Origin of the sequence: Clostridium sp. JS66, assembly GCF_033561535.1 — a bacterium.
Lineage (GTDB): Bacteria > Bacillota > Clostridia > Clostridiales > Clostridiaceae > Clostridium_AM > Clostridium_AM carboxidivorans.
In genome coordinates this window covers 4,011,689-4,032,499 of record NZ_CP131467.1, presented here as the reverse complement: position 1 = coordinate 4,032,499, position 20,811 = coordinate 4,011,689, and the positions used below count along the sequence as shown (strand labels likewise).

Annotated in this window: 17 protein-coding genes, 1 tRNA gene and 3 rRNA genes; 18 read left to right on the top strand and 3 right to left on the bottom strand. The window is 34.5% G+C overall.

What is annotated here, in order from left to right; all coding sequences use genetic code 11:
• Positions 1-44: 44 nt before the first annotated feature.
• From Q6H37_RS18810 to Q6H37_RS18770, 9 genes are all read left to right on the top strand, one after another.
• A complete protein-coding gene (locus Q6H37_RS18810) occupies positions 45-776 on the top strand; it encodes an ABC transporter ATP-binding protein (RefSeq protein ID WP_318735187.1) in 732 nt (243 codons plus the stop codon).
• Complete coding sequence (locus Q6H37_RS18805; RefSeq protein ID WP_318735184.1) at positions 763-1,506, top strand: ABC transporter permease; 744 nt, start codon at positions 763-765, stop codon at positions 1,504-1,506. Before Q6H37_RS18810 ends, Q6H37_RS18805 begins: the two co-directional genes overlap by 14 nt.
• A gap of 77 nt (positions 1,507-1,583) precedes the next feature.
• Positions 1,584-1,814 (top strand): DUF3892 domain-containing protein, encoded by a 231-nt coding sequence (locus Q6H37_RS18800; protein ID WP_318735182.1) that lies wholly within the window; start codon positions 1,584-1,586, stop codon positions 1,812-1,814.
• A gap of 245 nt (positions 1,815-2,059) precedes the next feature.
• Positions 2,060-2,338, top strand: coding sequence for a CD3324 family protein (locus Q6H37_RS18795; RefSeq protein WP_318735180.1), 279 nt, complete (start codon positions 2,060-2,062; stop codon positions 2,336-2,338).
• 136 nt (positions 2,339-2,474) lie between these two features.
• Complete coding sequence (locus tag Q6H37_RS18790; protein WP_318735178.1) at positions 2,475-2,975, top strand: GNAT family N-acetyltransferase; 501 nt, start codon at positions 2,475-2,477, stop codon at positions 2,973-2,975.
• Between the two features lie 97 nt (positions 2,976-3,072).
• A complete protein-coding gene (locus Q6H37_RS18785) occupies positions 3,073-3,600 on the top strand; it encodes a PadR family transcriptional regulator (RefSeq protein WP_318735176.1) in 528 nt (175 codons plus the stop codon).
• Positions 3,601-3,719: 119 nt separating this feature from the next.
• A complete protein-coding gene (locus Q6H37_RS18780) occupies positions 3,720-5,402 on the top strand; it encodes a DHA2 family efflux MFS transporter permease subunit (protein ID WP_318735173.1) in 1,683 nt (560 codons plus the stop codon).
• 227 nt (positions 5,403-5,629) lie between these two features.
• Entirely contained in the window at positions 5,630-5,935 is a 306-nt protein-coding gene (locus Q6H37_RS18775; RefSeq protein WP_318735170.1) for a hypothetical protein, read from the top strand.
• A 210-nt stretch (positions 5,936-6,145) separates the two neighbouring features.
• Positions 6,146-7,051: a PhzF family isomerase gene (locus Q6H37_RS18770; protein WP_318735167.1), complete on the top strand. Its 906-nt coding sequence runs from the start codon at positions 6,146-6,148 to the stop codon at positions 7,049-7,051.
• A gap of 399 nt (positions 7,052-7,450) precedes the next feature.
• Here Q6H37_RS18770 and Q6H37_RS18765 read toward each other — a convergent pair whose 3' ends face one another.
• On the bottom strand, positions 7,451-8,359 hold the full coding sequence (locus Q6H37_RS18765) for a peptidoglycan-binding protein (RefSeq protein ID WP_318735164.1): 909 nt from the start codon (positions 8,357-8,359) through the stop codon (positions 7,451-7,453).
• A 308-nt stretch (positions 8,360-8,667) separates the two neighbouring features.
• Between Q6H37_RS18765 and Q6H37_RS18760 the strand changes: the two genes are divergently transcribed.
• Complete coding sequence (locus tag Q6H37_RS18760; protein WP_318735161.1) at positions 8,668-10,218, top strand: cell wall-binding repeat-containing protein; 1,551 nt, start codon at positions 8,668-8,670, stop codon at positions 10,216-10,218.
• 269 nt (positions 10,219-10,487) lie between these two features.
• Here Q6H37_RS18760 and Q6H37_RS18755 read toward each other — a convergent pair whose 3' ends face one another.
• Positions 10,488-11,294, bottom strand: coding sequence for a nitroreductase family protein (locus Q6H37_RS18755; RefSeq protein ID WP_318735159.1), 807 nt, complete (start codon positions 11,292-11,294; stop codon positions 10,488-10,490).
• A gap of 142 nt (positions 11,295-11,436) precedes the next feature.
• On the bottom strand, positions 11,437-11,997 hold the full coding sequence (locus Q6H37_RS18750; RefSeq protein ID WP_007061264.1) for a TetR/AcrR family transcriptional regulator: 561 nt from the start codon (positions 11,995-11,997) through the stop codon (positions 11,437-11,439).
• Positions 11,998-12,221: 224 nt separating this feature from the next.
• Here Q6H37_RS18750 and Q6H37_RS18745 point away from each other — a divergent pair, with 224 nt between their 5' ends.
• The 8 genes from Q6H37_RS18745 to Q6H37_RS18710 all read left to right on the top strand — a co-directional run bounded on the left by Q6H37_RS18745 (position 12,222) and on the right by Q6H37_RS18710 (position 20,804).
• Positions 12,222-12,650: a hypothetical protein gene (locus Q6H37_RS18745; protein WP_318735156.1), complete on the top strand. Its 429-nt coding sequence runs from the start codon at positions 12,222-12,224 to the stop codon at positions 12,648-12,650.
• Positions 12,651-12,950: 300 nt separating this feature from the next.
• A complete protein-coding gene (locus Q6H37_RS18740) occupies positions 12,951-13,583 on the top strand; it encodes a hypothetical protein (RefSeq protein WP_318735154.1) in 633 nt (210 codons plus the stop codon).
• A 99-nt stretch (positions 13,584-13,682) separates the two neighbouring features.
• On the top strand, positions 13,683-14,048 hold the full coding sequence (locus Q6H37_RS18735) for a hypothetical protein (RefSeq protein ID WP_318735152.1): 366 nt from the start codon (positions 13,683-13,685) through the stop codon (positions 14,046-14,048).
• A 197-nt stretch (positions 14,049-14,245) separates the two neighbouring features.
• Positions 14,246-14,321 (top strand) — tRNA-Met (locus Q6H37_RS18730).
• A 358-nt stretch (positions 14,322-14,679) separates the two neighbouring features.
• Positions 14,680-16,191, top strand: a 16S ribosomal RNA gene (locus Q6H37_RS18725).
• Positions 16,192-16,414: 223 nt separating this feature from the next.
• Positions 16,415-19,313, top strand: a 23S ribosomal RNA gene (locus tag Q6H37_RS18720).
• A 51-nt stretch (positions 19,314-19,364) separates the two neighbouring features.
• A 5S ribosomal RNA gene (gene rrf, locus Q6H37_RS18715) occupies positions 19,365-19,481 on the top strand.
• The 16S, 23S and 5S rRNA genes sit together here with 1 tRNA gene alongside, the layout of an rRNA operon.
• 171 nt (positions 19,482-19,652) lie before the next feature.
• On the top strand, positions 19,653-20,804 hold the full coding sequence (locus Q6H37_RS18710; RefSeq protein WP_318735151.1) for an AI-2E family transporter: 1,152 nt from the start codon (positions 19,653-19,655) through the stop codon (positions 20,802-20,804).
• Positions 20,805-20,811: the final 7 nt, after the last annotated feature.

The following is a 20,811-nucleotide window of genomic DNA, read 5'->3' as shown; positions in this document are numbered from 1 at the left end:
GTGTTATTCTTTTTGTGTAAATAAGTTTAAAGGAGGAAAAAAGTATGGAATCCATCATCAAGGTTGAAAAATTAAGCAAGTATTATGAAGGAGTGCCAGCAATTGAAAACATCAACATTACAATTTCTAGTGGTATGGTATTTGGCCTTTTGGGAGTAAATGGTGCAGGCAAAAGTACAACCATTGAGTGCATTTTAGGAACGAAAAAGCCAGACAGTGGAACAGTATCCATTTTGAATAGGAATCCACAAACAGAACGTAAAGAGCTGTTTGAAAAAGTAGGTGTTCAATTTCAAGAAGCAAATTATCAGGAGAATATAACAGTAGCCGAATTGTGCCAGGTTACACAATCACTTTATAAATCATCTGAGGATTATAAAGTTTTGCTAAATCAATTTGGACTTTCTGATAAAGCAAAAAGTCTTGTTAGCAAGCTTTCAGGAGGACAAAAACAAAGGTTATTTATTATACTTGCATTAATTCCAAAGCCTGAGGTTGTATTTTTAGATGAGCTAACTACAGGACTTGACACAAAGGCAAGGCGTGATGTTTGGAAATGTATTTTACAATTGAAGGAGAAAGGTCTTACTATCTTTTTAAGTTCTCATTTCATGGATGAAGTTGAAGCTTTATGTGATAAAATTTGTATTCTTAAAAGTGGGGAAATAATATTTAAAGGAACAGTACAAGAAGCAGTTGCTTCAAGTCCTTTTGAAAAATTTGAGGATGCTTATCTTTGGTACACAGAGGAGGAAAACAGATATGAAAACATTTAGTACAATGCTTAAAACTGAATTGAAATTATCTCTGCGAGGAATGGACATGTTTATTTTTGCAATATGTATGCCAGTGGTAGTAGTGGTTATTTTAGGTATTATCTATGGGAATAAGCCTGCTTTTTATAGATCAGAATATACTTTTTTAGCTCAATCCTTTGGAGCCATATCGACTATAGCTATTTGTGCAGGTGGGGTTATGGGGCTTCCCTTAGTAGTATCAGATTACCGTAATAAAAAGATTTTGAAGCGATTTAAGGTAACGCCAACAAGTCCAGCATTAATTTTAGCAGTTCAGGTAGTTATTTATACTCTTTACTCACTTGTTTCATTAGTACTTGTTTATGCTGTTGCAGCAATTTTCTTTGGTTATAAGTTAAACGGTTCATGGCTTCAATTTGCAGGTGGGTATTTTTTAGTAATGCTGTCCATGTTTAGCATTGGTATTATGGTTGGAGGAATTGCGCCAAATACAAAAATAGCAAGTGTTATAGCGAGTATTTTGTATTTTCCAATGCTAATCTTTTCTGGAGCCACACTACCCTATGAAGTAATGCCCAAAGTACTTCAAAAATCAGCTGATATATTGCCTCTAACACAGGGAATAAAACTTTTAAAAGCTGCTTCTCTTGGTTTGCCTATGGAAGGTGTTATTTTTCCTATTCTTATAATGGCTGCACTTGCTATAATTTGTACAATTGTTTCTATTAGATTTTTTAGATGGGAATAGTTTATAAAATTATCACAAATAATATTACAAAGAAATTTTATGAAGTAATATGAAAAAATATAGGTGAGGTGTTAATTATGAGTGATAAATCAAAAGTTGTAAGGGTGAAGAAAAATCCTCAAGGAGATATAACCGATGTAATGCTTGAAAATGGCAATGTATATTCAATAGATGAAGCAATAATGATGGCAAAGGACGATTTAATAGAGGGAGTGAATGTTGGAAAAGCAAAAAATGGTAGAGAGTATTTGAGAAGTAATCCAAATGGCAGCGAAGGCGATAATTTAGATAGTAAACCAATTTTTTAGGTTTTAAATGAAAAACTGCTGGTAAATTTCAAGGAAATTCTTTATTTTAAATGGGTTAAAGCTTATAATAAAAGTAATATTATGGTGTTAACTTAATTTAAATCTAAAAATGAAGGGAGATTATTTTTGTGTTAATGTTGATTGTATGTGCATAGCAGAGGCTATTGTATATACACTACAAATTAGTAATATAAATAGCCTTTGCAAAATCCTAAAATAAGTTTTAAATTAGGAGGAGCACAGAGTTGGGCTATAAAAAAGCATTAGAAATATTACCAGCAGAACTTATATCTGCAATTCAGGATTATATTGATGGTGAATATATTTATATACCAAGAAAACAATGTAATAAGAGAGCATGGGGAGAATTGACAGGAAGCAGAGATGAGAATTCCAATAGAAACTTAGAAATTTATAATAAGTATAAAAAAGGAGTATCTATAAACTCTCTTTCTGAAATGTATTACTTGTGTCCTAAAAGTATAGAAAAAATATTATCAAAGGTCAAATTGAAAATAGAGTAATTAAAATTCGTCATTTAGCAGGAAAATGCTTTATGGCGAATTTTTAATTATGAAAGGTTTTGGCGGTTATTTAATGCAAATATAAATAGTATAATTTTCATAGTTAAAATATTGATATTAAGGAGAAGGTTTAATAATGAAATTGGAAACTAAAAGACTAACCATAATACCACTAAATTTGGAACAATTTAATTTGATGTTAAAGGGTATGGATAAAATGGAGAATGCATTAGGATTAAATAACTCATATGAAATTTTAGACGGCCATACTCAAAAGGCAATGGAATGGCTTTATAAGGAAGCTCAAAAGCATAAGGAAAATTATTTATGGTATACAAATTGGCAAATTATATTAAAGGAGAATAATATGTCTATAGGAAGTGCAAGCTTTATGGGACAGGCTGATGACAGCGGTATTGTTGAAATTGGCTATGGTATTAATGAAAAATATAGATGCAATGGATATATGACAGAAGCAGTAGAGATAATTTGTAAATGGGCATTAAGAGAGGAAGGTATTTCAAGAATTATGGCTTTAACTGAGAAAGATAATTTTGCATCTCAAAAAGTGCTGCAAAAATGCGGGTTTGTAAAATATAAGGAAGATGATATAAACAATGAGTATTTTATAGTTTAAATGCTAACATCTTAAAATAATTTTACCAAATTCTATATTGACAAATATATCATATACTACTATACTTTATAGTAATATAATAAATGGTGGTGATTAAATGTCTTCAATAAATTTAATAATACTTGGCTATTTGAAAAACAAAGAGAAAAGTGCCTATGAAATGGTTAAAGAATTTGATATATGGAATCTTACTAAGTGGCTAAAAATCAGTAACCCGTCAATTTATAAAAATATAATTAAATTATGTGAGAATGGATATTTAAATTCAAGAACTGTTAAAGAAGGTGAAATGCCCGAAAAAACATTATATTCACTGAATGAAAAAGGAAATGCATATTTCAATGAATTAATGGAAGAAAGTTCAAAGCATATAGGAAATCTTTATTTGGATTTTAATGCATTTTTAGTCAACATAGAAAATTTACCAGAAGAAAAAAGAAAAGAATACCTTAAAAACTTCAAAGAAAAGGCAGCAGAACGTAGGGCATATGTGGAGCCAATTTATAATTACACAAAGCAGCACAACGAAAAATCTGGTTCTGAATTCCTCATATTAGATCTATATAACGAATTTTATAGCATTTTAGAAAAATGGTCTGAAAAAGTTTTTGATTATTATAATTAATAATTTAATGTCTCTAAATAAGTCCTTATAATGAGAGACATTTTTTTCGCCCGACTACTATAATTTATAGTAGTTTATTATACACTAATATATTTTATATTATTTAGGAGGTTTGTATTATGAACAAAAAACATCAAATCATTTCTTTTGTAGCTATTATTTTAGGGTTTTTTATGGCATTGTTAGATACAACTGTAGTAAATATCACTTTGCCTAAAATGGCTGAATACTTTAATACTACTATGGATCATATTTCTTGGGTAGTAAATGCCTATAATCTAGCTACTGCAGTTATTCTAGTAACTGTTTCGAGGTTAGCGGATCAATTTGGCAGAAAAAAACTGTTTATTGTAGGAGTATTTTTATTTACTATATCTTCACTACTATGTGGTATTTCAAATTCACTTCAAGCACTTATATTATTTAGAACAATTCAAGGACTAGCTGCAGCTTTTGTTGTGACTATTTCAGCGCCTCTTTCTCTTGAAATATTTCCACCACAAAAGAGAAGAAGTATTATGGCACTTTGGGGAGCTTTTTCTGGTCTTGCTGCTGCAAGTGGACCATCCATTGGGGGTATAGTAACTCAATTTTTTAATTGGAGATATATTTTCTTTATTAATGTACCTATAGGTTGCATTTGTATACTATTAACTATGAAATTCATAAAGGAATCATATGACCCAACTGCAAGTAAAAGTATAGACTTTGGGGGAATTATAACAATCTCAATTGCTATGTTTTGTTTAACTTTCGCATTAATGAAGGCTACTGAAAAAGGTTGGACTTCAAGCCTTATCCTTTCCTTGTTTGCAGTTTCTGCTATAGCCCTTGTGCTATTTATTATTATTGAACTAAAAGTTAAGGAGCCCATGGTTCCACTTAGCTTATTTAAATCTGCACCATTTACGAATGGTTCCATTACTCTATTCTTATTGGGACTTGGCATGATGTCTGGTACTTATTTGCTATCTTTTTTCCTAATTCAGGTTAAAGGATTAAATCAATTGTCAGCAGGACTTATCATTTCAACTATGTCCTTAACTTCAATGTTTTTTTCATTAATAGCTACTATTTTGACAAAAAAATTAGGCAGCAAAGTTACTAGTGCATTGGGTATTCTTTTACTTGCTACCTCTTGCTACTTAAATAGTTCTCTTACTCAGAATTCTTCAAATATAGATATTATCTTAAGATTAATTGTTGCTGGTTCTGGTACGGGTTTAAGTATGGCAACACTAATAGGTTCTATAGTGGCTAATGTTCCTGTAGATAAAATAGGAATAGCTTCTGGAATAAATAACATGACAAGAACGCTTGGAACTGTACTTGGGGTTGCCTTGTTTTTAACTATATTTACATCAAATATGACTACTCAGATGTCTTATGCTAAAGACTCTGCTGTGCAAACAATACAGAATGACACTGTATTTGATAATAAAACCAAGCTCCATATGATTTCTTCTGTTAAAGCAGGTAGTGCTAAAAATGTTAATCTTTCAGAAATATTAAACATAATTGATGAAAAAGAAGCTGATGTGTTAGCCTCATCTTCAGCGATTTATAAAGATAGTATCAAAGAAGCTTTTGAAGCTCAAAAGAAAGAAACAAAAAAAATAGTACCTTATATCCAAGATACCTTTTTGACCTATACTGTTAAAGCTTTTAGTTTTACATTTAAAGTGAGCGCTGTAATTCTTTTACCAGGTATACTTTTTGCATTATTCAGTGATAAGAAGAGAAAAACTGAATTAATAAATAAACAGTTTGTTGAAAGCACAGATAATGCTTCAGCAAGCTAAATCGTATATTATGGATTGATGAAATAAGGATAATAAGCTGATAAGTAGAAGTAACTTGTCAGCTTATTTATTATGATTTTTTGCATAAAATGAAATATAAATTGAAAAATAGGATTATATTGACAAAATTAAAAAGCTATGATATGATTTTGACAATATAAAAGTAAGAATATTCTGTAAATAATATAATATGTTTGTAAAATTTAAATAAAATGAGGTGTATTTATATGACAAAGGTAAAAGAATATCATATGACATATACTACAGACATAAATAAAAGAAAATATGAGATAATTACAGAAGGCGTTTGCTTTCAGTGTGAACCAAATGATATAGATGACTTAATTGATTGTCAATACTATATCCATGTATACAAAAATGGAGAACATGTATTTACTGGAGATTCTTTAACTTGGTTAGTTCAAAATAATTTTGATAAGCAAATTAAAAAAGCTTTAATGGATCTGGAGAGGTATAGGATTACAGAATTTCACAAATTATATTTTGATTACATCATTGAGAAAAATGAATAAAAACATAATTTATTAAAGCATCTCTTAAAATAGGTTCGACAAATTACTGATGAAATCTTATTACATTTATTTTTCATATTCTTTTGTCACTGATTTTTCTTTCCAAATGGTAAGTATCTAACTAAAAAGTGCATACTATTGTTTAGCTTCCAATAATATTATAATTAATTACAAGATCAATATATATATATATATTAGGAGGCAAAGGCAATGAAAAAATACAATTTATATCAAATCGATTCATTTACAAAGGAAAAATTTTCAGGAAATCCAGCAGGGGTAATAACAAATGCAGATGGATTAACTGACTGTGAAATGCAGAAAATAGCTAGGGAACTTAACAATTCAGAGACAGCTTTTATATTTTCTTCAAATAACGATGATGAATATGATGTTCATGTGCGATTTTTTACTCCAACAAATGAAGTGCCAATTTGCGGACATGCTACTATTGCTGCTCATTATGCACGTGCTATTGAAAATAATCTTGATACTTCAAGATTTTATCATAAAACAGGAGCTGGAATTTTGCCTGTTGATATAATAAAGGAAAATCAGGACTATAAAATTATTATGACACAGGGGAAAATTGAATTTGGCAATATTATTGATGGCATAAATAAAGAGGAACTCTTAAAAGCGCTTAATATAAAAAACAGTGATTTAATGGAAAAATATAAAATCCAGATTGTTTCAACAGGTCATTCTAAGGTTATGGTGGGTATAAAAAGTATTGAAACTTTAAATGCACTGCAGCCAGATTATACTGCACTTTCTAAATTAAGCGGGAGCATTAAGTGTAATGGATATTATGTTTTTACAGTTAATGAAGAAGATAGTGATATTTTGGTGCATGGCAGAATGTTTGCTCCTGCAATAGGTATTAATGAAGACCCTGTAACTGGTAATGCCAATGGTCCTCTTGGAGCATACCTTGTTCATCACAATCTTGTTCGATGCAACAATTCTTCATTTAAATTTAAGGCTGTGCAGGGTGAAGTCATAAAAAGAGCAGGTATTATTGGAGTTGAGGTAAAAATAGAAAATATGGAACCTGTAGAAGTTAAAGTTTCTGGAAATGCAGCAATAGCATTTAAATCTGAACTGTCATTATAGTGATACAAAGACTAAGATTTTAAGTTACATATAACTACTGAAATTGGAAAACAAGTTAATGACTTAATAATATATTGTGCAACTTCAAGAGCAGTTTATTTCTGCTCTTCAGTTTGCCCAAAAATTATTTATCCGATGGCTACCATCCGTAACACTCCCATCACACTCTGTGAAGGCGACTATCTCCAAATCATAGATTTGGGATATCTGCTTTTCTTAAGGTGAGAGATAACGGATGACACGCCCCTAGATAAGTTCTTCTAAGATTCAGATGGGTAAAATGCCTAAATGGCATTTTACGAGCTTTTGCTTAGGTAAGAGGTATTCCCCATAAGCAAACTCCATCTGAGTCTAAGAATCACTTGATATGCTCAGAGGTTGCAATGAAAACTATAAGTTTTAAAATACTTTAATGGCGGTTTTATACGGTATATTACTTAAAAATTTAGCACTTTCATCAGAAATTCTTAAACCATATCCTGAGTCATTTTCGGCTGAATAAAAAACATATAGACCATCTATTTGAGTAAAATTCTTCATTGGTACTATATTAAATTTTATCTCTTTACCTCGGAGCCCGGATACATAATCCCCATTAATAACCTTTCCTGAAAGAATATCAAAACATTTAATTTCCTTCCATTTACCACTTATTTTTTGATAAATTCTACATAAATTATCAGAAGAGTTTACTGATATATAATAATCAGTATCAGATTTGAACTTTTCTGTTTCATCAGGTTTTATGTTATCTTGTTTATTAAGTTTATTTAATAAATTCATATCTACTTTTCCAGTTACAGATAAATTATTTGTTTTTTGGAACTGTCTTATAGCTAACATTGTATCATAACTAGATAAATTCCCATTTGCATTTATTTTATAACCTAAATCTATAAGTTGCTTTTGAATATTAACAGACACTGGAGTAAAGCCATTTTTGTCGTCCATAGAAGTGTTATTAACATACTTCAACAAGGCTTTAGCCGTTTTAGGTCCAAAGATGCCATCAACATTTATGCCTAATTTTTTCTGTACACTTTTAACAGCATCTTCTGTAAATTTTCCATATACTCCATCTTCTTCAAGTCCAGATCCGAAATATAAATTTAAAGTGACTTGTATGTGTTTAACAATATCGCTTTTATCGTTTAACTTAATAGTTACTGTAGAACATTCGGTATAATTATATGTAGTTATCCTGGATATTTTAGTAGTTGTTAATTGCTGAGCATGTACAGATTCTCCTGCTAAAGTTATTCCAGCTGCTATTGACGCTACTATCAATAAATGTTTTGTATTTTTCATAAATTTATTCTCTCCTAACATATTATGACTGATATATTTTCTATTTGACGATTCACTACGTCAGTTGACTAAAAAATTCACTTTATAAACAGATTAAAAAATAAAATGGAATTTTAATCATACGTATTTATCATACGTAAGCTATTAATATTTTTAGGGGGTTACCCATAAATCTCCAATATCTGTGATCATTCATGGAGGATTTGGATACCATTGGAATCATTAACTTTTTTAATTAAAAAAAGATTGTAGTATTACTATTTGCAATGTATAATATATGTAAAATAGGTATAAAGAGGGGGGAGTAAATGCGTATTAAAAAGTATATTTTTAGTCTATTTATCATGGGAGCAATATTTTTTTTAATGGGTCCAACTACTGTATTTGCGGATTCACCAGTAACATCCACTGACTTTTATAAGGCTTACACTGATGTCAATATTGTAAAAACAGCTTCAGAAAAAGGAGTTATAGATCAACAAATAGCTGATTATTTGCACTCAAGTAAAAATCCTATTGATGTTAAAGCAGCAGTTATTAATGCATTGGGATGGAAAATTGATGGTAAAAGCAATGCAGAAAGTTATGTTAAGTTAGTGTATTCAAAGGATATGGACAAATTGGATATAGACTCATTATCTGGAGATGAAACTTTTTGCATAAGCTATATGATGGCTCTAGATGATTATTTTCATGTTGACAAGGCATTGACATTAATGGATAAAGCTTATGAAAAAAATAATACTAGTTTCACAATTGCAATAATTAGAAGTGTTTTAAAAGGACAAGCTGTTCTGGATAATGGAAGTTGGGGAATGATTTGGTTTAATACAGAAAACGTTTTAAATGATAAAACACTTGTAAAAGATATGAAACAAGAAGCAATAGATAATATTGTGGCATATATGAAATTATATGAAGGGTATATGACAGATAAACCTAATGAAAAGGCTGTATTAAATAGACTAGCAGGTAATGATCGTTACAGCACTGCAGCCGAGATCAGTAAATATGGATGCAGTGACCAATCTAAATATGCTGTTTTAGCTTCGGGTAACAGTTTTCCTGATGCACTTAGTGCTGCACCTTTAGCTAAAAAATATAATGCACCTATTTTACTTACAGACAAGGATAAAATGCCTGAGGCAACAGTTTCAGAGTTAAAAAGACTGCAGGTGAAAAGTGTATATATTGTTGGAGGCACAGGAGTTATATCCTCAAATATTGAGAATGAATTGAGTAAAATAGGAATAAGCTATGTAAGGCTTCAAGGCAAAGATAGATATGAAACATCAGTAAAGATAGCAGAACAGCTAGGAACACCAACAGAATTAGCTGTGGTAACTGGTGATGATTACTCAGATGGTTTATCAATTGCGCCTTTTGCAGCAAATAAAGGAATGCCAATATTGCTTGTACCTAAAGATAACATTCCAGATAGCATTAAAGCTTATTTGACAAATAAAAATATAAAAAAGACATATATAGTTGGAGGCTCTGAAATAGTAAGTGATAATGTTGGAAATCAGTTTCCTAATGTTTATAGAATATTGGGTTCAACAAAATACGGGAGAAATGAAGCTGTAATAAGTGAATTTGGTAAATATGCAGATTGGAGTACTGTTTTTATATCAAGTGGAGAAAACTTCCCTGATGCATTAGCTGGTACAGCCATTGCAGCTAGAAGTGCTTCACCAATTATTTTAGTTAGCAATGATTCTTCAACTTTAGTGAATAATTACATGAAAAATAAAACTTCTTTAGTAAGTAAGTTTAATGTACTTGGCGGGGAAGGTGCAGTTACATCTTCTATCTTGGATAGTGCATTTTCATTAGGTAATATCATTAAAAATAAGTAATTTATTAAACTTATCAGAGTATATATGTGTTAATAGAATTGATTTAATACTGTAGGAACTGCTGCATTAAGTATTTTACTATTTACTCTTAATGCAGCAGTTCCTAGTTTGTATGTATATATTAAAATTCTATTCAATTATTTTCATTTTAATATCTTTTCCATTAGCATATCTTTCTAAAAGTTGTTTGCCATATTTTAAGTATTCTTCAATATCGGTTTTTCCACTAAAGGAAAAGATGCACATTAAAATTTCAGTTGCGTCATTTGTTACTTTTCATAAAAAGCAACATCTAATGGATTTCTATCTGTTAATCTATTAAACTTATATCTAGGATATCCCACCATAACAATTCCTGTTATTTTTTTGCCTTCAGGTACCTTAAATATTTCAGGTATTGGTGAACTCTCATCTAATGCACATCGTTCGAATACACCAGCCCAACATGATCCAAGACCAAGTGAAGGTGCAAATAGTTCAAGATATGATAATGATAGAATGGTATTTTCTCTTCCCAATCTAAATCTTTTATTTGACATAGCTAAAATAATGCTAGGTGCATTTCTTAAAATATTGTTTATACCAGTTTCTTTATATGTTTTAATCATTCCGAAAAAAGCTCTCTTATATAAAGGATGATTTTGTAACCAGTTCATTGAGGCTTCAGCTGCTAATTTTATTACTTCCTTATCATCAATTATCATATAAGATATACCCTGAAGATTACTGGCAGTTGGTGCAAAATGAGCAATGTCAGTAAGCTTTATCAACTTTTCTCTAGGAACTTTTGTTTCTTTAAATGAGCGAATAGACCTTCGAGATCTTATAAAATTTTCTGCTTCCTCTGCATTTAATCTAGTTAAATTTTTTGCATCCACTTGCATTGATAGTGGAGATTTTTTATTATCAATAGCTTCTTTAGGGCAAACAGCTACGCAATGGCCGCAGCTCATACATCTGTCTTCATAAATTTCCTCAGGACCATTTTCTCCCATTCTTAAAATGCTTATAGGACATTCCATTACGCATGCTCCACATTTTATACATTTTTCTTTATTTAATGTTATTAAACTCATAATTTTACACTCCTCATTATTTGATATTACAAGTTAATTTTTTACATAATAGACCAGTTGGTTTATTAAAAATAAAAAAATTTCTTAAGCTTCAATATTAACAAAAATAATTCAATGAAAGTAAATATAAATTTAGTTATGATTATACTAATGATAATAAGTCTTTAAGCATATAATCAAATGCACTTTTATCTTTACTTATTCTATAATAAAGTGTATGACCCTCGTAAAGAGCAAAAGCTTTTCTGGCAACTATATCTGCATTATCTTTTGTTAAGCCAGATATTTGCAGAGAGTTCGAAAAAATATCAATTAATTTCTTAATTCCATTTGCATATACATTTGAAAGGTCATTATCAACGAATACTATATCTAAACCCAATGTAGCTATTGGGCATCCGAAGTACTTGCCTGCTTTATCAGTTCTTTTTATAAAGGATACCATCTTATTTATAAATACATCCCAGGGGTTATTTGAAAGAGGTTCCAGCCAATTATGTAATACTATCTCACCATAATAATTTGCTACTTCAAATCCAAGTTCCTTTTTACTAGAAAAATAAAAGTAAAAGGACCCCTTTGAGATTTTTGCTTCTTGTAATATGTCATTTATTCCTGTATTGGAATACCCCTTTTTTAAAAAGAGTTTAGCAGCCGTTTCTATTAGATTTTGTTTTGTTTGTTCTCCTTTTGTCAAGTTCATCACAATTAGTCCTTTCATTGATATATTTATTACATAATAAACTGGTCAGTACATTTTGTCAACATTAGAAGAACATCACCTAAGTAAAATAAGTATTTGAATAAAATCCTTTATGGCCAATGTTTTAACTTATAAAATTATGTGGTGTTTTAAAATAGATGTAATTGTAAATGTAGACATGCATTATTTGGTGGGTTATAATTACAAATAAGGGAGGGATGAGTATGAAAATTGACAATATGTCTCAAATTATGAGATATAATGCCTTACAAAATCTATCCAATATAAATGAAGGATTATTTAGTAATAGTTCAGAAGTCTTGTTTTCAAGCATGTTAGATAATATGCTGCAGGATAACAATGGTAGTGTTGTTAAAAATAGATCGAAAAAGAGTAAAGTAAAAGATAATGGCAATGCTAAATCAACAGATGGTCTTGAGGGCCTTTCATTACAGCCTCAGCAGATGGCAAGAATGATGAGAATTTCAGCAGAACAGAGCATGATTTCAGCATTAAGTGGAAATGGTATTGATTCCATGTATAATGGATTTTTGGGTTTAAACAGTATGATGGGTGGAAGTAGCTATACAACATTAATGTTTGGTTATATGCTTGGAAGAATGTCACAAAACTCACATTTAACGACTAAATGATAAAAATCAAATAATCAACTAGAACACCACATTATTCATATTTGAATTTTGAGGTGTTTTTTCAATGTTTGATTAACGTCATATGCTTTGGAACTAAATGTCTAAATGACATTTAACGAGCTTGCTCAGAGGTATTTCTAATAAGCAAACTCCACCTGAGTCTAAGAATCACTTGATGATGCGTGGGATGATTACTTAAGAGATATAAGTAAATATAATGGATTTAAAAATTATTTGGATGAGAATGAAATTGAATATTAATTTATAGAGTAAATCTATAAAATTGAAAGGAAGAATTAAATGGAATTTGAGGTTATTAGAAAACTTTTTAATATAAAGCAAAATAATGGTTTTTCAGAAGATGATATATGTAAGGCTTGCAAAAAACATGGAAAATTACCCTTAGTACTACAAGAATATTATAGACAATTAGGTAATTACAAACAGATAAATCAAACACAAAATAACTTATGCCAGCCAAATGAATTGATTGATGCTGGAGAATACCTTATATTTTACAAGGAAAATCAGTATGTTGTTCAATGGGCTATAAAAAAGATTGATTTGTATAAAGATAACCCACCTGTGTATTGCTCATGGGATGAAAATGAATTCAAACTTGAAAGTGAAAATTTACTTGATTTTTTATATGCAATGTCATTTTTTCAGGCGGTTAGTTGTGGTCTGGAATATTGTAGTGAAGATTTATATATGATTAGTAAAGAACAGGCTCAAGTTATTAAAAAACGATATAAAAAGATAGATTATGAATTACATCAGTGGTTGAATATTTCATATTATGGGAATCATGATGATGAGGTAATTTGTATGATTGAAAATAGTGATTATGATATGCTTTACGCATCTTCTAAGCAACAACATTTTGATGAAATGAAAGAATTTATAGATAAATTAGCACTTGATTCTTATTAAGTATAAGACGCTTAAATTTATTGACAAGAATTATTGGGTGTTATAAATTCTAAGTTGTATTATGCAAGAAAGATAAATATGGATTTGAGGTGAAATGCTATGGACAAATATACAAGAGAAGAATTGGTAGAAGCGCTGCGAGTTATCTCTTCAACTATCAGCAAATGTGAAAAAATACAGCCGAAATTTGCGGAAGGGACATCTCAACATACACTGCTTAAGAACAGGATAAAAGCATTGTATATTTCAAGATTATTAATAATAGATGAAAATGTTATGGATCAGTATACAAAAGATGAATTGATAGAAGCACTACGTCCTATATCTTCAATTATCAGTAAATGTGAAAAAGCACAGTTAAAATTTGTGGAAGGGACATCTCATCACACACGCTTTAAGAACTTAATAAAAGCGATGTACATTTCAAAATCATTAATAACAGATGAAATTAGTAAAAGAAGCTAATTCCATAGAAACATAGTCAGGCGTGTCATCATGTTAAATAAGTATCATATTAGAGAATACTTGAGCATTAACTAATTAATTTACAGTGAACATGTACTAGAACAATTATTTATGTTCATATACATGGTAAGATACTACTTGTCGCTTGAAGGAGCGGCAAACAGAAACAAAATATGCTTCAATGTAATAAATGATGACGCGGGGTGGAGCAGTTGGTAGCTCGTCGGGCTCATAACCCGAAGGTCACAGGTTCAAGTCCTGTCTCCGCAACCAAAAAGTATAGATGGCAACTTAATTTGCTGGATGTTATTTTTTATTCTTCATTATATATCTTTATATTAAGTTTATTATTACTAAATTGGTAGTAATTTGCTGATTGACAGATAGAAGTAAGCATGTTAAGATGTAAATCCGGTTGTAGATAAGCTATTAAGTGTATAAGGTTAATTGGTAATAAGTTGCTAGTTGACAAGCTAAGATGAACATGATAAGATATAAGAGTCGCTGAGATGCGGCAAGATCCTTGAAAATTAAACAGAGTGAAAGTAAGATATAAATCTTATTTTAAATAAGCCAGTATTAGTTAAACTTATTAGTTTAACGTCAATAATTTGAGTACAGATTAAGCTTTTAAATTGAGAGTTTGATCCTGGCTCAGGACGAACGCTGGCGGCGTGCTTAACACATGCAAGTCGAGCGATGAAATCCCTTCGGGGATGGATTAGCGGCGGACGGGTGAGTAACACGTGGGCAACCTGCCTCAAAGTGGGGGATAGCCTTCCGAAAGGAAGATTAATACCGCATAACATTAGTTTTTCACATGAATTACTAATTAAAGGAGCAATCCGCTTTGAGATGGGCCCGCGGCGCATTAGCTAGTTGGTGAGGTAACGGCTCACCAAGGCCACGATGCGTAGCCGACCTGAGAGGGTGATCGGCCACATTGGAACTGAGACACGGTCCAGACTCCTACGGGAGGCAGCAGTGGGGAATATTGCACAATGGGCGAAAGCCTGATGCAGCAACGCCGCGTGAGTGATGAAGGCCTTCGGGTTGTAAAGCTCTGTCTTTGGGGACGATAATGACGGTACCCAAGGAGGAAGCCACGGCTAACTACGTGCCAGCAGCCGCGGTAATACGTAGGTGGCGAGCGTTGTCCGGATTTACTGGGCGTAAAGGATGCGTAGGCGGATGTTTAAGTCAGATGTGAAAATCCCGAGCTTAACTTGGGAACTGCATTTGAAACTGGATATCTAGAGTGCGGGAGAGGAGAATGGAATTCCTAGTGTAGCGGTGAAATGCGTAGAGATTAGGAAGAACACCAGTGGCGAAGGCGATTCTCTGGACCGTAACTGACGCTGAGGCATGAAAGCGTGGGTAGCAAACAGGATTAGATACCCTGGTAGTCCACGCCGTAAACGATGAATACTAGGTGTAGGAGGTATCGACTCCTTCTGTGCCGCAGCTAACGCAATAAGTATTCCGCCTGGGAAGTACGATCGCAAGATTAAAACTCAAAGGAATTGACGGGGGCCCGCACAAGCAGCGGAGCATGTGGTTTAATTCGAAGCAACGCGAAGAACCTTACCTAGACTTGACATCCCCTGAATTACCTGTAATGAGGGAAGCCCTTCGGGGCAGGGAGACAGGTGGTGCATGGTTGTCGTCAGCTCGTGTCGTGAGATGTTAGGTTAAGTCCTGCAACGAGCGCAACCCTTATCATTAGTTGCTACCATTAAGTTGAGCACTCTAGTGAGACTGCCCGGGTTAACCGGGAGGAAGGTGGGGATGACGTCAAATCATCATGCCCCTTATGTCTAGGGCTACACACGTGCTACAATGGTGAGTACAGAAAGATGCAAGACCGTGAGGTGGAGCAAAACTTTTAAAACTCATCTCAGTTCGGATTGTAGGCTGAAACTCGCCTACATGAAGCTGGAGTTGCTAGTAATCGCGAATCAGCATGTCGCGGTGAATACGTTCCCGGGCCTTGTACACACCGCCCGTCACACCATGAGAGCTGGCAACACCCGAAGTCCGTGAGGTAACCGTAAGGAGCCAGCGGCCGAAGGTGGGGTTAGTAATTGGGGTGAAGTCGTAACAAGGTAGCCGTAGGAGAACCTGCGGCTGGATCACCTCCTTTCTAAGGAGTCGACAAAGTAGGTAATTCTACTTTGAAGGTTTATTTAATAGCTCTGTTTAATTTTGAAGAATCTAATTCTTCAAATTGTTCTTTGAAAATTGCACAGTGAATATAACTTTTAAATTAAAAGTAAAGCTAAAGGTAAAACTACTTATTATATAAGTAAAAAAACCTTTGTAGATTTTAACTAAGAAAATTGTTGAAAGACAATTTTCACATGAATGGTCAAGCTACAAAGGGCGCATGGTGAATGCCTTGGCACCAGAAGCCGAAGAAGGACGTGATAAGCTGCGATAAGCTTTGGGTAGGCGCAAATAGCCTGAGATCCAGAGATTTCCGAATGGGGAAACCCACAATGCTAACGCATTGTACTGTAAACTGAATACATAGGTTTATGGAGGTAAACCCGGGGAACTGAAACATCTAAGTACCCGGAGGAAGAGAAAGAAAAATCGATTTTCTAAGTAGCGGCGAGCGAAAGGGAAAGAGCCCAAACCAGGAACTTGTTCCTGGGGTTGCGGATAGATCATAAATACTGTGATTTCTTAATTGAAGAGAGCTGGAAGGCTCCGCCGTAGAAGGTAACAGTCCTGTAAGTGAAAAGAAATAGCAGTCAGATCTACTCCAGAGTACCACGAGACACGTGAAACCTTGTGGGAAGCAGGGAGGACCACCTCCCAAGGCTAAATACTAACTGGTGACCGATAGTGAAGCAGTACCGTGAGGGAAAGGTGAAAAGAACCCCGGAAGGGGAGTGAAATAGAACCTGAAACCGTGTGTCCACAACCGGTCGAAGCACTTTTATGTGCGACGACGTGCTTTTTGTAGAACGAGCCAGCGAGTTACGGTATGTAGCAAGGTTAAGTACTTAAGGTACGGAGCCGAAGGGAAACCGAGTCTGAATAGGGCGAAAAGTTGCATGTCGTAGACCCGAAACCGGGTGACCTATCCATGGCCAGGATGAAGCGGAAGTAAAATTCCGTGGAGGTCCGAACCACGTTGGTGTTGAAAAACCATGGGATGAGCTGTGGATAGCGGAGAAATTCCAATCGAACTCGGAGATAGCTGGTTCTCCTCGAAATAGCTTTAGGGCTAGCGTTGAGATTGAGTAATGGAGGTAGAGCACTGAATGGGCTAGGGGCTGACAACAGTTACTGAACCCTATCAAACTCCGAATGCCATATACTTGTATCTCAGCAGTCAGACTACGAATGATAAGATCCGTGGTCAAAAGGGAAACAGCCCAGATCATCAGCTAAGGTCCCAAAGTGTAAGTTAAGTGGAAAAGGATGTGGGATTTCTAAGACAACTAGGATGTTGGCTTAGAAGCAGCCACTCATTTAAAGAGTGCGTAATAGCTCACTAGTCAAGAGATCCTGCGCCGAAGATGTCCGGGGCTAAAACTTACCACCGAAGCTATGGGCTCGAAAGAGCGGTAGAGGAGCTTCCTGTATGGAGTGAAGTCGTACCGAAAGGAGCGGTGGACTGTACAGGAGTGAGTATGCTGGCATAAGTAGCGAGAAATAAGTGAGAATCTTATTGGTCGAAAACCTAAGGTTTCCTGAGGAAGGCTCGTCCGCTCAGGGTTAGTCGGGACCTAAGCCGAGGCCGAAAGGCGTAGGTGATGGACAATCGGTTGATATTCCGATACCGCCAATTGACGTTATTACAAATGGGATGACGCAGGAGGATAGGATGTGCACACTATTGGATGTGTGTCTAAGCACTTAGACAGATCAGACAGGCAAATCCGTCTGGTTAATGTTGAGGTGTGATGGGGAGTGGCTTTATGCCGCGAAGTATCTGATTCCACGCTGCCAAGAAAAGTCTCTATGGAGGATGTTGGTGCCCGTACCGCAAACCGACACAGGTAGGTGAGGAGAGAATCCTAAGACCATCGGAAGAATTGTTGTCAAGGAACTCGGCAAATTGACCCCGTAACTTCGGGAGAAGGGGTGCCTATGAAAGTAGGTCGCAGAGAATAGGCCCAAGCAACTGTTTAGCAAAAACACAGGTCTCTGCTAAAGCGAAAGCTGAAGTATAGGGGCTGACGCCTGCCCGGTGCTGGAAGGTTAAGGGGAATACTTAGCGCAAGCGAAGGTATGAACTTAAGCCCCAGTAAACGGCGGCCGTAACTATAACGGTCCTAAGGTAGCGAAATTCCTTGTCGGGTAAGTTCCGACCCGCACGAATGGCGTAATGACTTGGGCACTGTCTCGACAACAAATCCGGCGAAATTGTAGTGCAAGTGAAGATGCTTGCTACCCGCGATTGGACGGAAAGACCCCGTAGAGCTTTACTGCAGCTTAGCATTGAGTTTCGATATTGTCTGTACAGGATAGGTGGGAGACTGCGAAACAGGGGCGTCAGCTTCTGTGGAGTCATCCTTGGGATACCACCCTGACAGTATTGGGATTCTAACCGGCGGCCATGAAACTGGTCACGGGACATTGTTAGGTGGGCAGTTTGACTGGGGCGGTCGCCTCCAAAAAAGTAACGGAGGCGCCCAAAGGTTCCCTCAGAACGGTTGGAAATCGTTCGAAGAGTGCAAAGGCAGAAGGGAGCCTGACTGCGACACATACAGGTGGAGCAGGGACGAAAGTCGGGCTTAGTGATCCGGTGGTTCCTCGTGGGAGGGCCATCGCTCAACGGATAAAAGCTACCTCGGGGATAACAGGCTGATCTCCCCCAAGAGTCCACATCGACGGGGAGGTTTGGCACCTCGATGTCGGCTCGTCGCATCCTGGGGCTGAAGTAGGTCCCAAGGGTTGGGCTGTTCGCCCATTAAAGCGGCACGCGAGCTGGGTTCAGAACGTCGTGAGACAGTTCGGTCCCTATCCGTCGCGGGCGTAGGAAATTTGAGAGGAGCTGTCCTTAGTACGAGAGGACCGGGATGGACTGACCTCTGGTGTACCAGTTGTTCCGCCAGGAGCATGGCTGGGTAGCTATGTCGGGACGGGATAAACGCTGAAAGCATCTAAGCGTGAAACCCACCTCAAGATTAGATTTCCCATAGCGTAAGCTAGTAAGACCCCTTGAAGAACACAAGGTTGATAGGTCAGAGGTGTAAGCATGGTAACATGTTCAGCTGACTGATACTAATAGGTCGAGGGCTTGACCAAATAAATTCACTGTGCAATTTTGAGATAACAAAATCTCTAAAATTAAATAAATCTGGTGATAATGACATAAAGGTAACACCCGTTTCCATTCCGAACACGATGGTTAAGCTTTATAGTGCCGATGGTACTGCAGGGGAGGCTCTGTGGAAGAGTAGGTCGTTGCCAGGTGAATAAAAAACTGCTAAGTGATTGCTTAGCAGTTTTTGTTTTGTCTACCAATTATGATTTAAGTGAATAAAAATACTTGATAATAGAAAAATTTAGTGCAGTTGTTTAGAAGTTTGATTATAATATAAATAGTGTGATTAATGAAAGATTAAAGATTGAGGTGACAGTATAGTGGAATTGGAAAAGAAAATAAGAAGTAAAATTGCAATTTTAATAGTCTTGGCATTTATACTTTATATAGGGTTTAATTATTGGAACAATATTATAGGAATATTTATTAAAGCATATACTTTGCTTTTTCCATTTATTTTAGGAGGATGTATAGCATTCATTCTTAATATTCCAGCTAGATTTATATCCAAAAAACTATTAAGCTGTAGTGACAAAGGTATTGGAAAAATAATCAAAAAGCATAGTACAGGCATTAGCATAGTAATTTCTTTCTTTGCAATAGTAGGAATTTTTGTTTTAATTTCATCTATTATCATACCTAATATTATTGAAACTGCTGCAATATTGCCAAAGACCTTTGATAATTCAACAAGAGCATTTCAAAAATGGATGAATGGCAATACTAAGCTATCTAACAATGTTGTCAATTTGATCAACAACATGGGTATAGATTGGAATAACATTTTCAATAAGGCCAAGACAATTATTTTTAATGGTGCAGGCTCAATGTTACTATCAACATTACAAGCAGCAACCAGCTTAGCAAGTGCTACTGTAGAATTTATATTGGGAGTTATATTTGCCATATATATATTGGCACAAAAGAATAGATTAAGTATTCAATTTAAAAAGCTATTATATGCTTTTATGAAAAAAGAAAAAGTGGATTCAATTTTGGAGATATTAAAACTTACAAATCTTACATTTTCAAATTTTATTACAGGACAATGCATTGTAGCTGCAATTTTAGGAATGATGTTTTTTGTAATAATGATGTTGTTAAGTATGCCTTATGCTCTGATGATTAGTGTATTAATTGGTTTCTTGTCAATAATCCCTGTGTTAGGCTCAGCTATTGGATGTGCTTTAAGTGTACTATTAATTGTAATGGTTAATCCTATAAAAGCAGGTGTTTTTATATTAGTTTTTTTATTGATTAAGCAGATAGAAGATAATTTGATTTATCCTAAAGTTGTTGGGGAATCTGTAGGACTTCCATCCATTTGGGTATTGGTTGCAATTACTCTAGGTGGTAAAATCTTTGGGGTAGCAGGAATGATTATATTCATTCCATTGTTTTCGGTAGTTTATGTTTTACTGCGTAAAGAAGTGTATATAAGACTAAAGGAAAAGAGCTTAGAAATAAAGTAGAAGAATT

Excerpts from the sequence above, each read along its gene's own strand:
- Q6H37_RS18810 (WP_318735187.1), top strand. The coding sequence starts at position 45 with ATGGAATCCATCATCAAGGTTGAAAAATTAAGCAAGTATTATGAAGGA.
- Q6H37_RS18805 (WP_318735184.1), top strand. The coding sequence starts at position 763 with ATGAAAACATTTAGTACAATGCTTAAAACTGAATTGAAATTATCTCTG.
- Q6H37_RS18800 (WP_318735182.1), top strand. The coding sequence starts at position 1,584 with ATGAGTGATAAATCAAAAGTTGTAAGGGTGAAGAAAAATCCTCAAGGA.
- Q6H37_RS18790 (WP_318735178.1), top strand. The coding sequence starts at position 2,475 with ATGAAATTGGAAACTAAAAGACTAACCATAATACCACTAAATTTGGAA.
- Q6H37_RS18785 (WP_318735176.1), top strand. The coding sequence starts at position 3,073 with ATGTCTTCAATAAATTTAATAATACTTGGCTATTTGAAAAACAAAGAG.
- Q6H37_RS18780 (WP_318735173.1), top strand. The coding sequence starts at position 3,720 with ATGAACAAAAAACATCAAATCATTTCTTTTGTAGCTATTATTTTAGGG.
- Q6H37_RS18775 (WP_318735170.1), top strand. The coding sequence starts at position 5,630 with ATGACAAAGGTAAAAGAATATCATATGACATATACTACAGACATAAAT.
- Q6H37_RS18770 (WP_318735167.1), top strand. The coding sequence starts at position 6,146 with ATGAAAAAATACAATTTATATCAAATCGATTCATTTACAAAGGAAAAA.
- Q6H37_RS18765 (WP_318735164.1), bottom strand. The coding sequence starts at position 8,359 with ATGAAAAATACAAAACATTTATTGATAGTAGCGTCAATAGCAGCTGGA.
- Q6H37_RS18760 (WP_318735161.1), top strand. The coding sequence starts at position 8,668 with ATGCGTATTAAAAAGTATATTTTTAGTCTATTTATCATGGGAGCAATA.
- Q6H37_RS18755 (WP_318735159.1), bottom strand. The coding sequence starts at position 11,294 with ATGAGTTTAATAACATTAAATAAAGAAAAATGTATAAAATGTGGAGCA.
- Q6H37_RS18750 (WP_007061264.1), bottom strand. The coding sequence starts at position 11,997 with ATGAACTTGACAAAAGGAGAACAAACAAAACAAAATCTAATAGAAACG.
- Q6H37_RS18745 (WP_318735156.1), top strand. The coding sequence starts at position 12,222 with ATGAAAATTGACAATATGTCTCAAATTATGAGATATAATGCCTTACAA.
- Q6H37_RS18740 (WP_318735154.1), top strand. The coding sequence starts at position 12,951 with ATGGAATTTGAGGTTATTAGAAAACTTTTTAATATAAAGCAAAATAAT.
- Q6H37_RS18735 (WP_318735152.1), top strand. The coding sequence starts at position 13,683 with ATGGACAAATATACAAGAGAAGAATTGGTAGAAGCGCTGCGAGTTATC.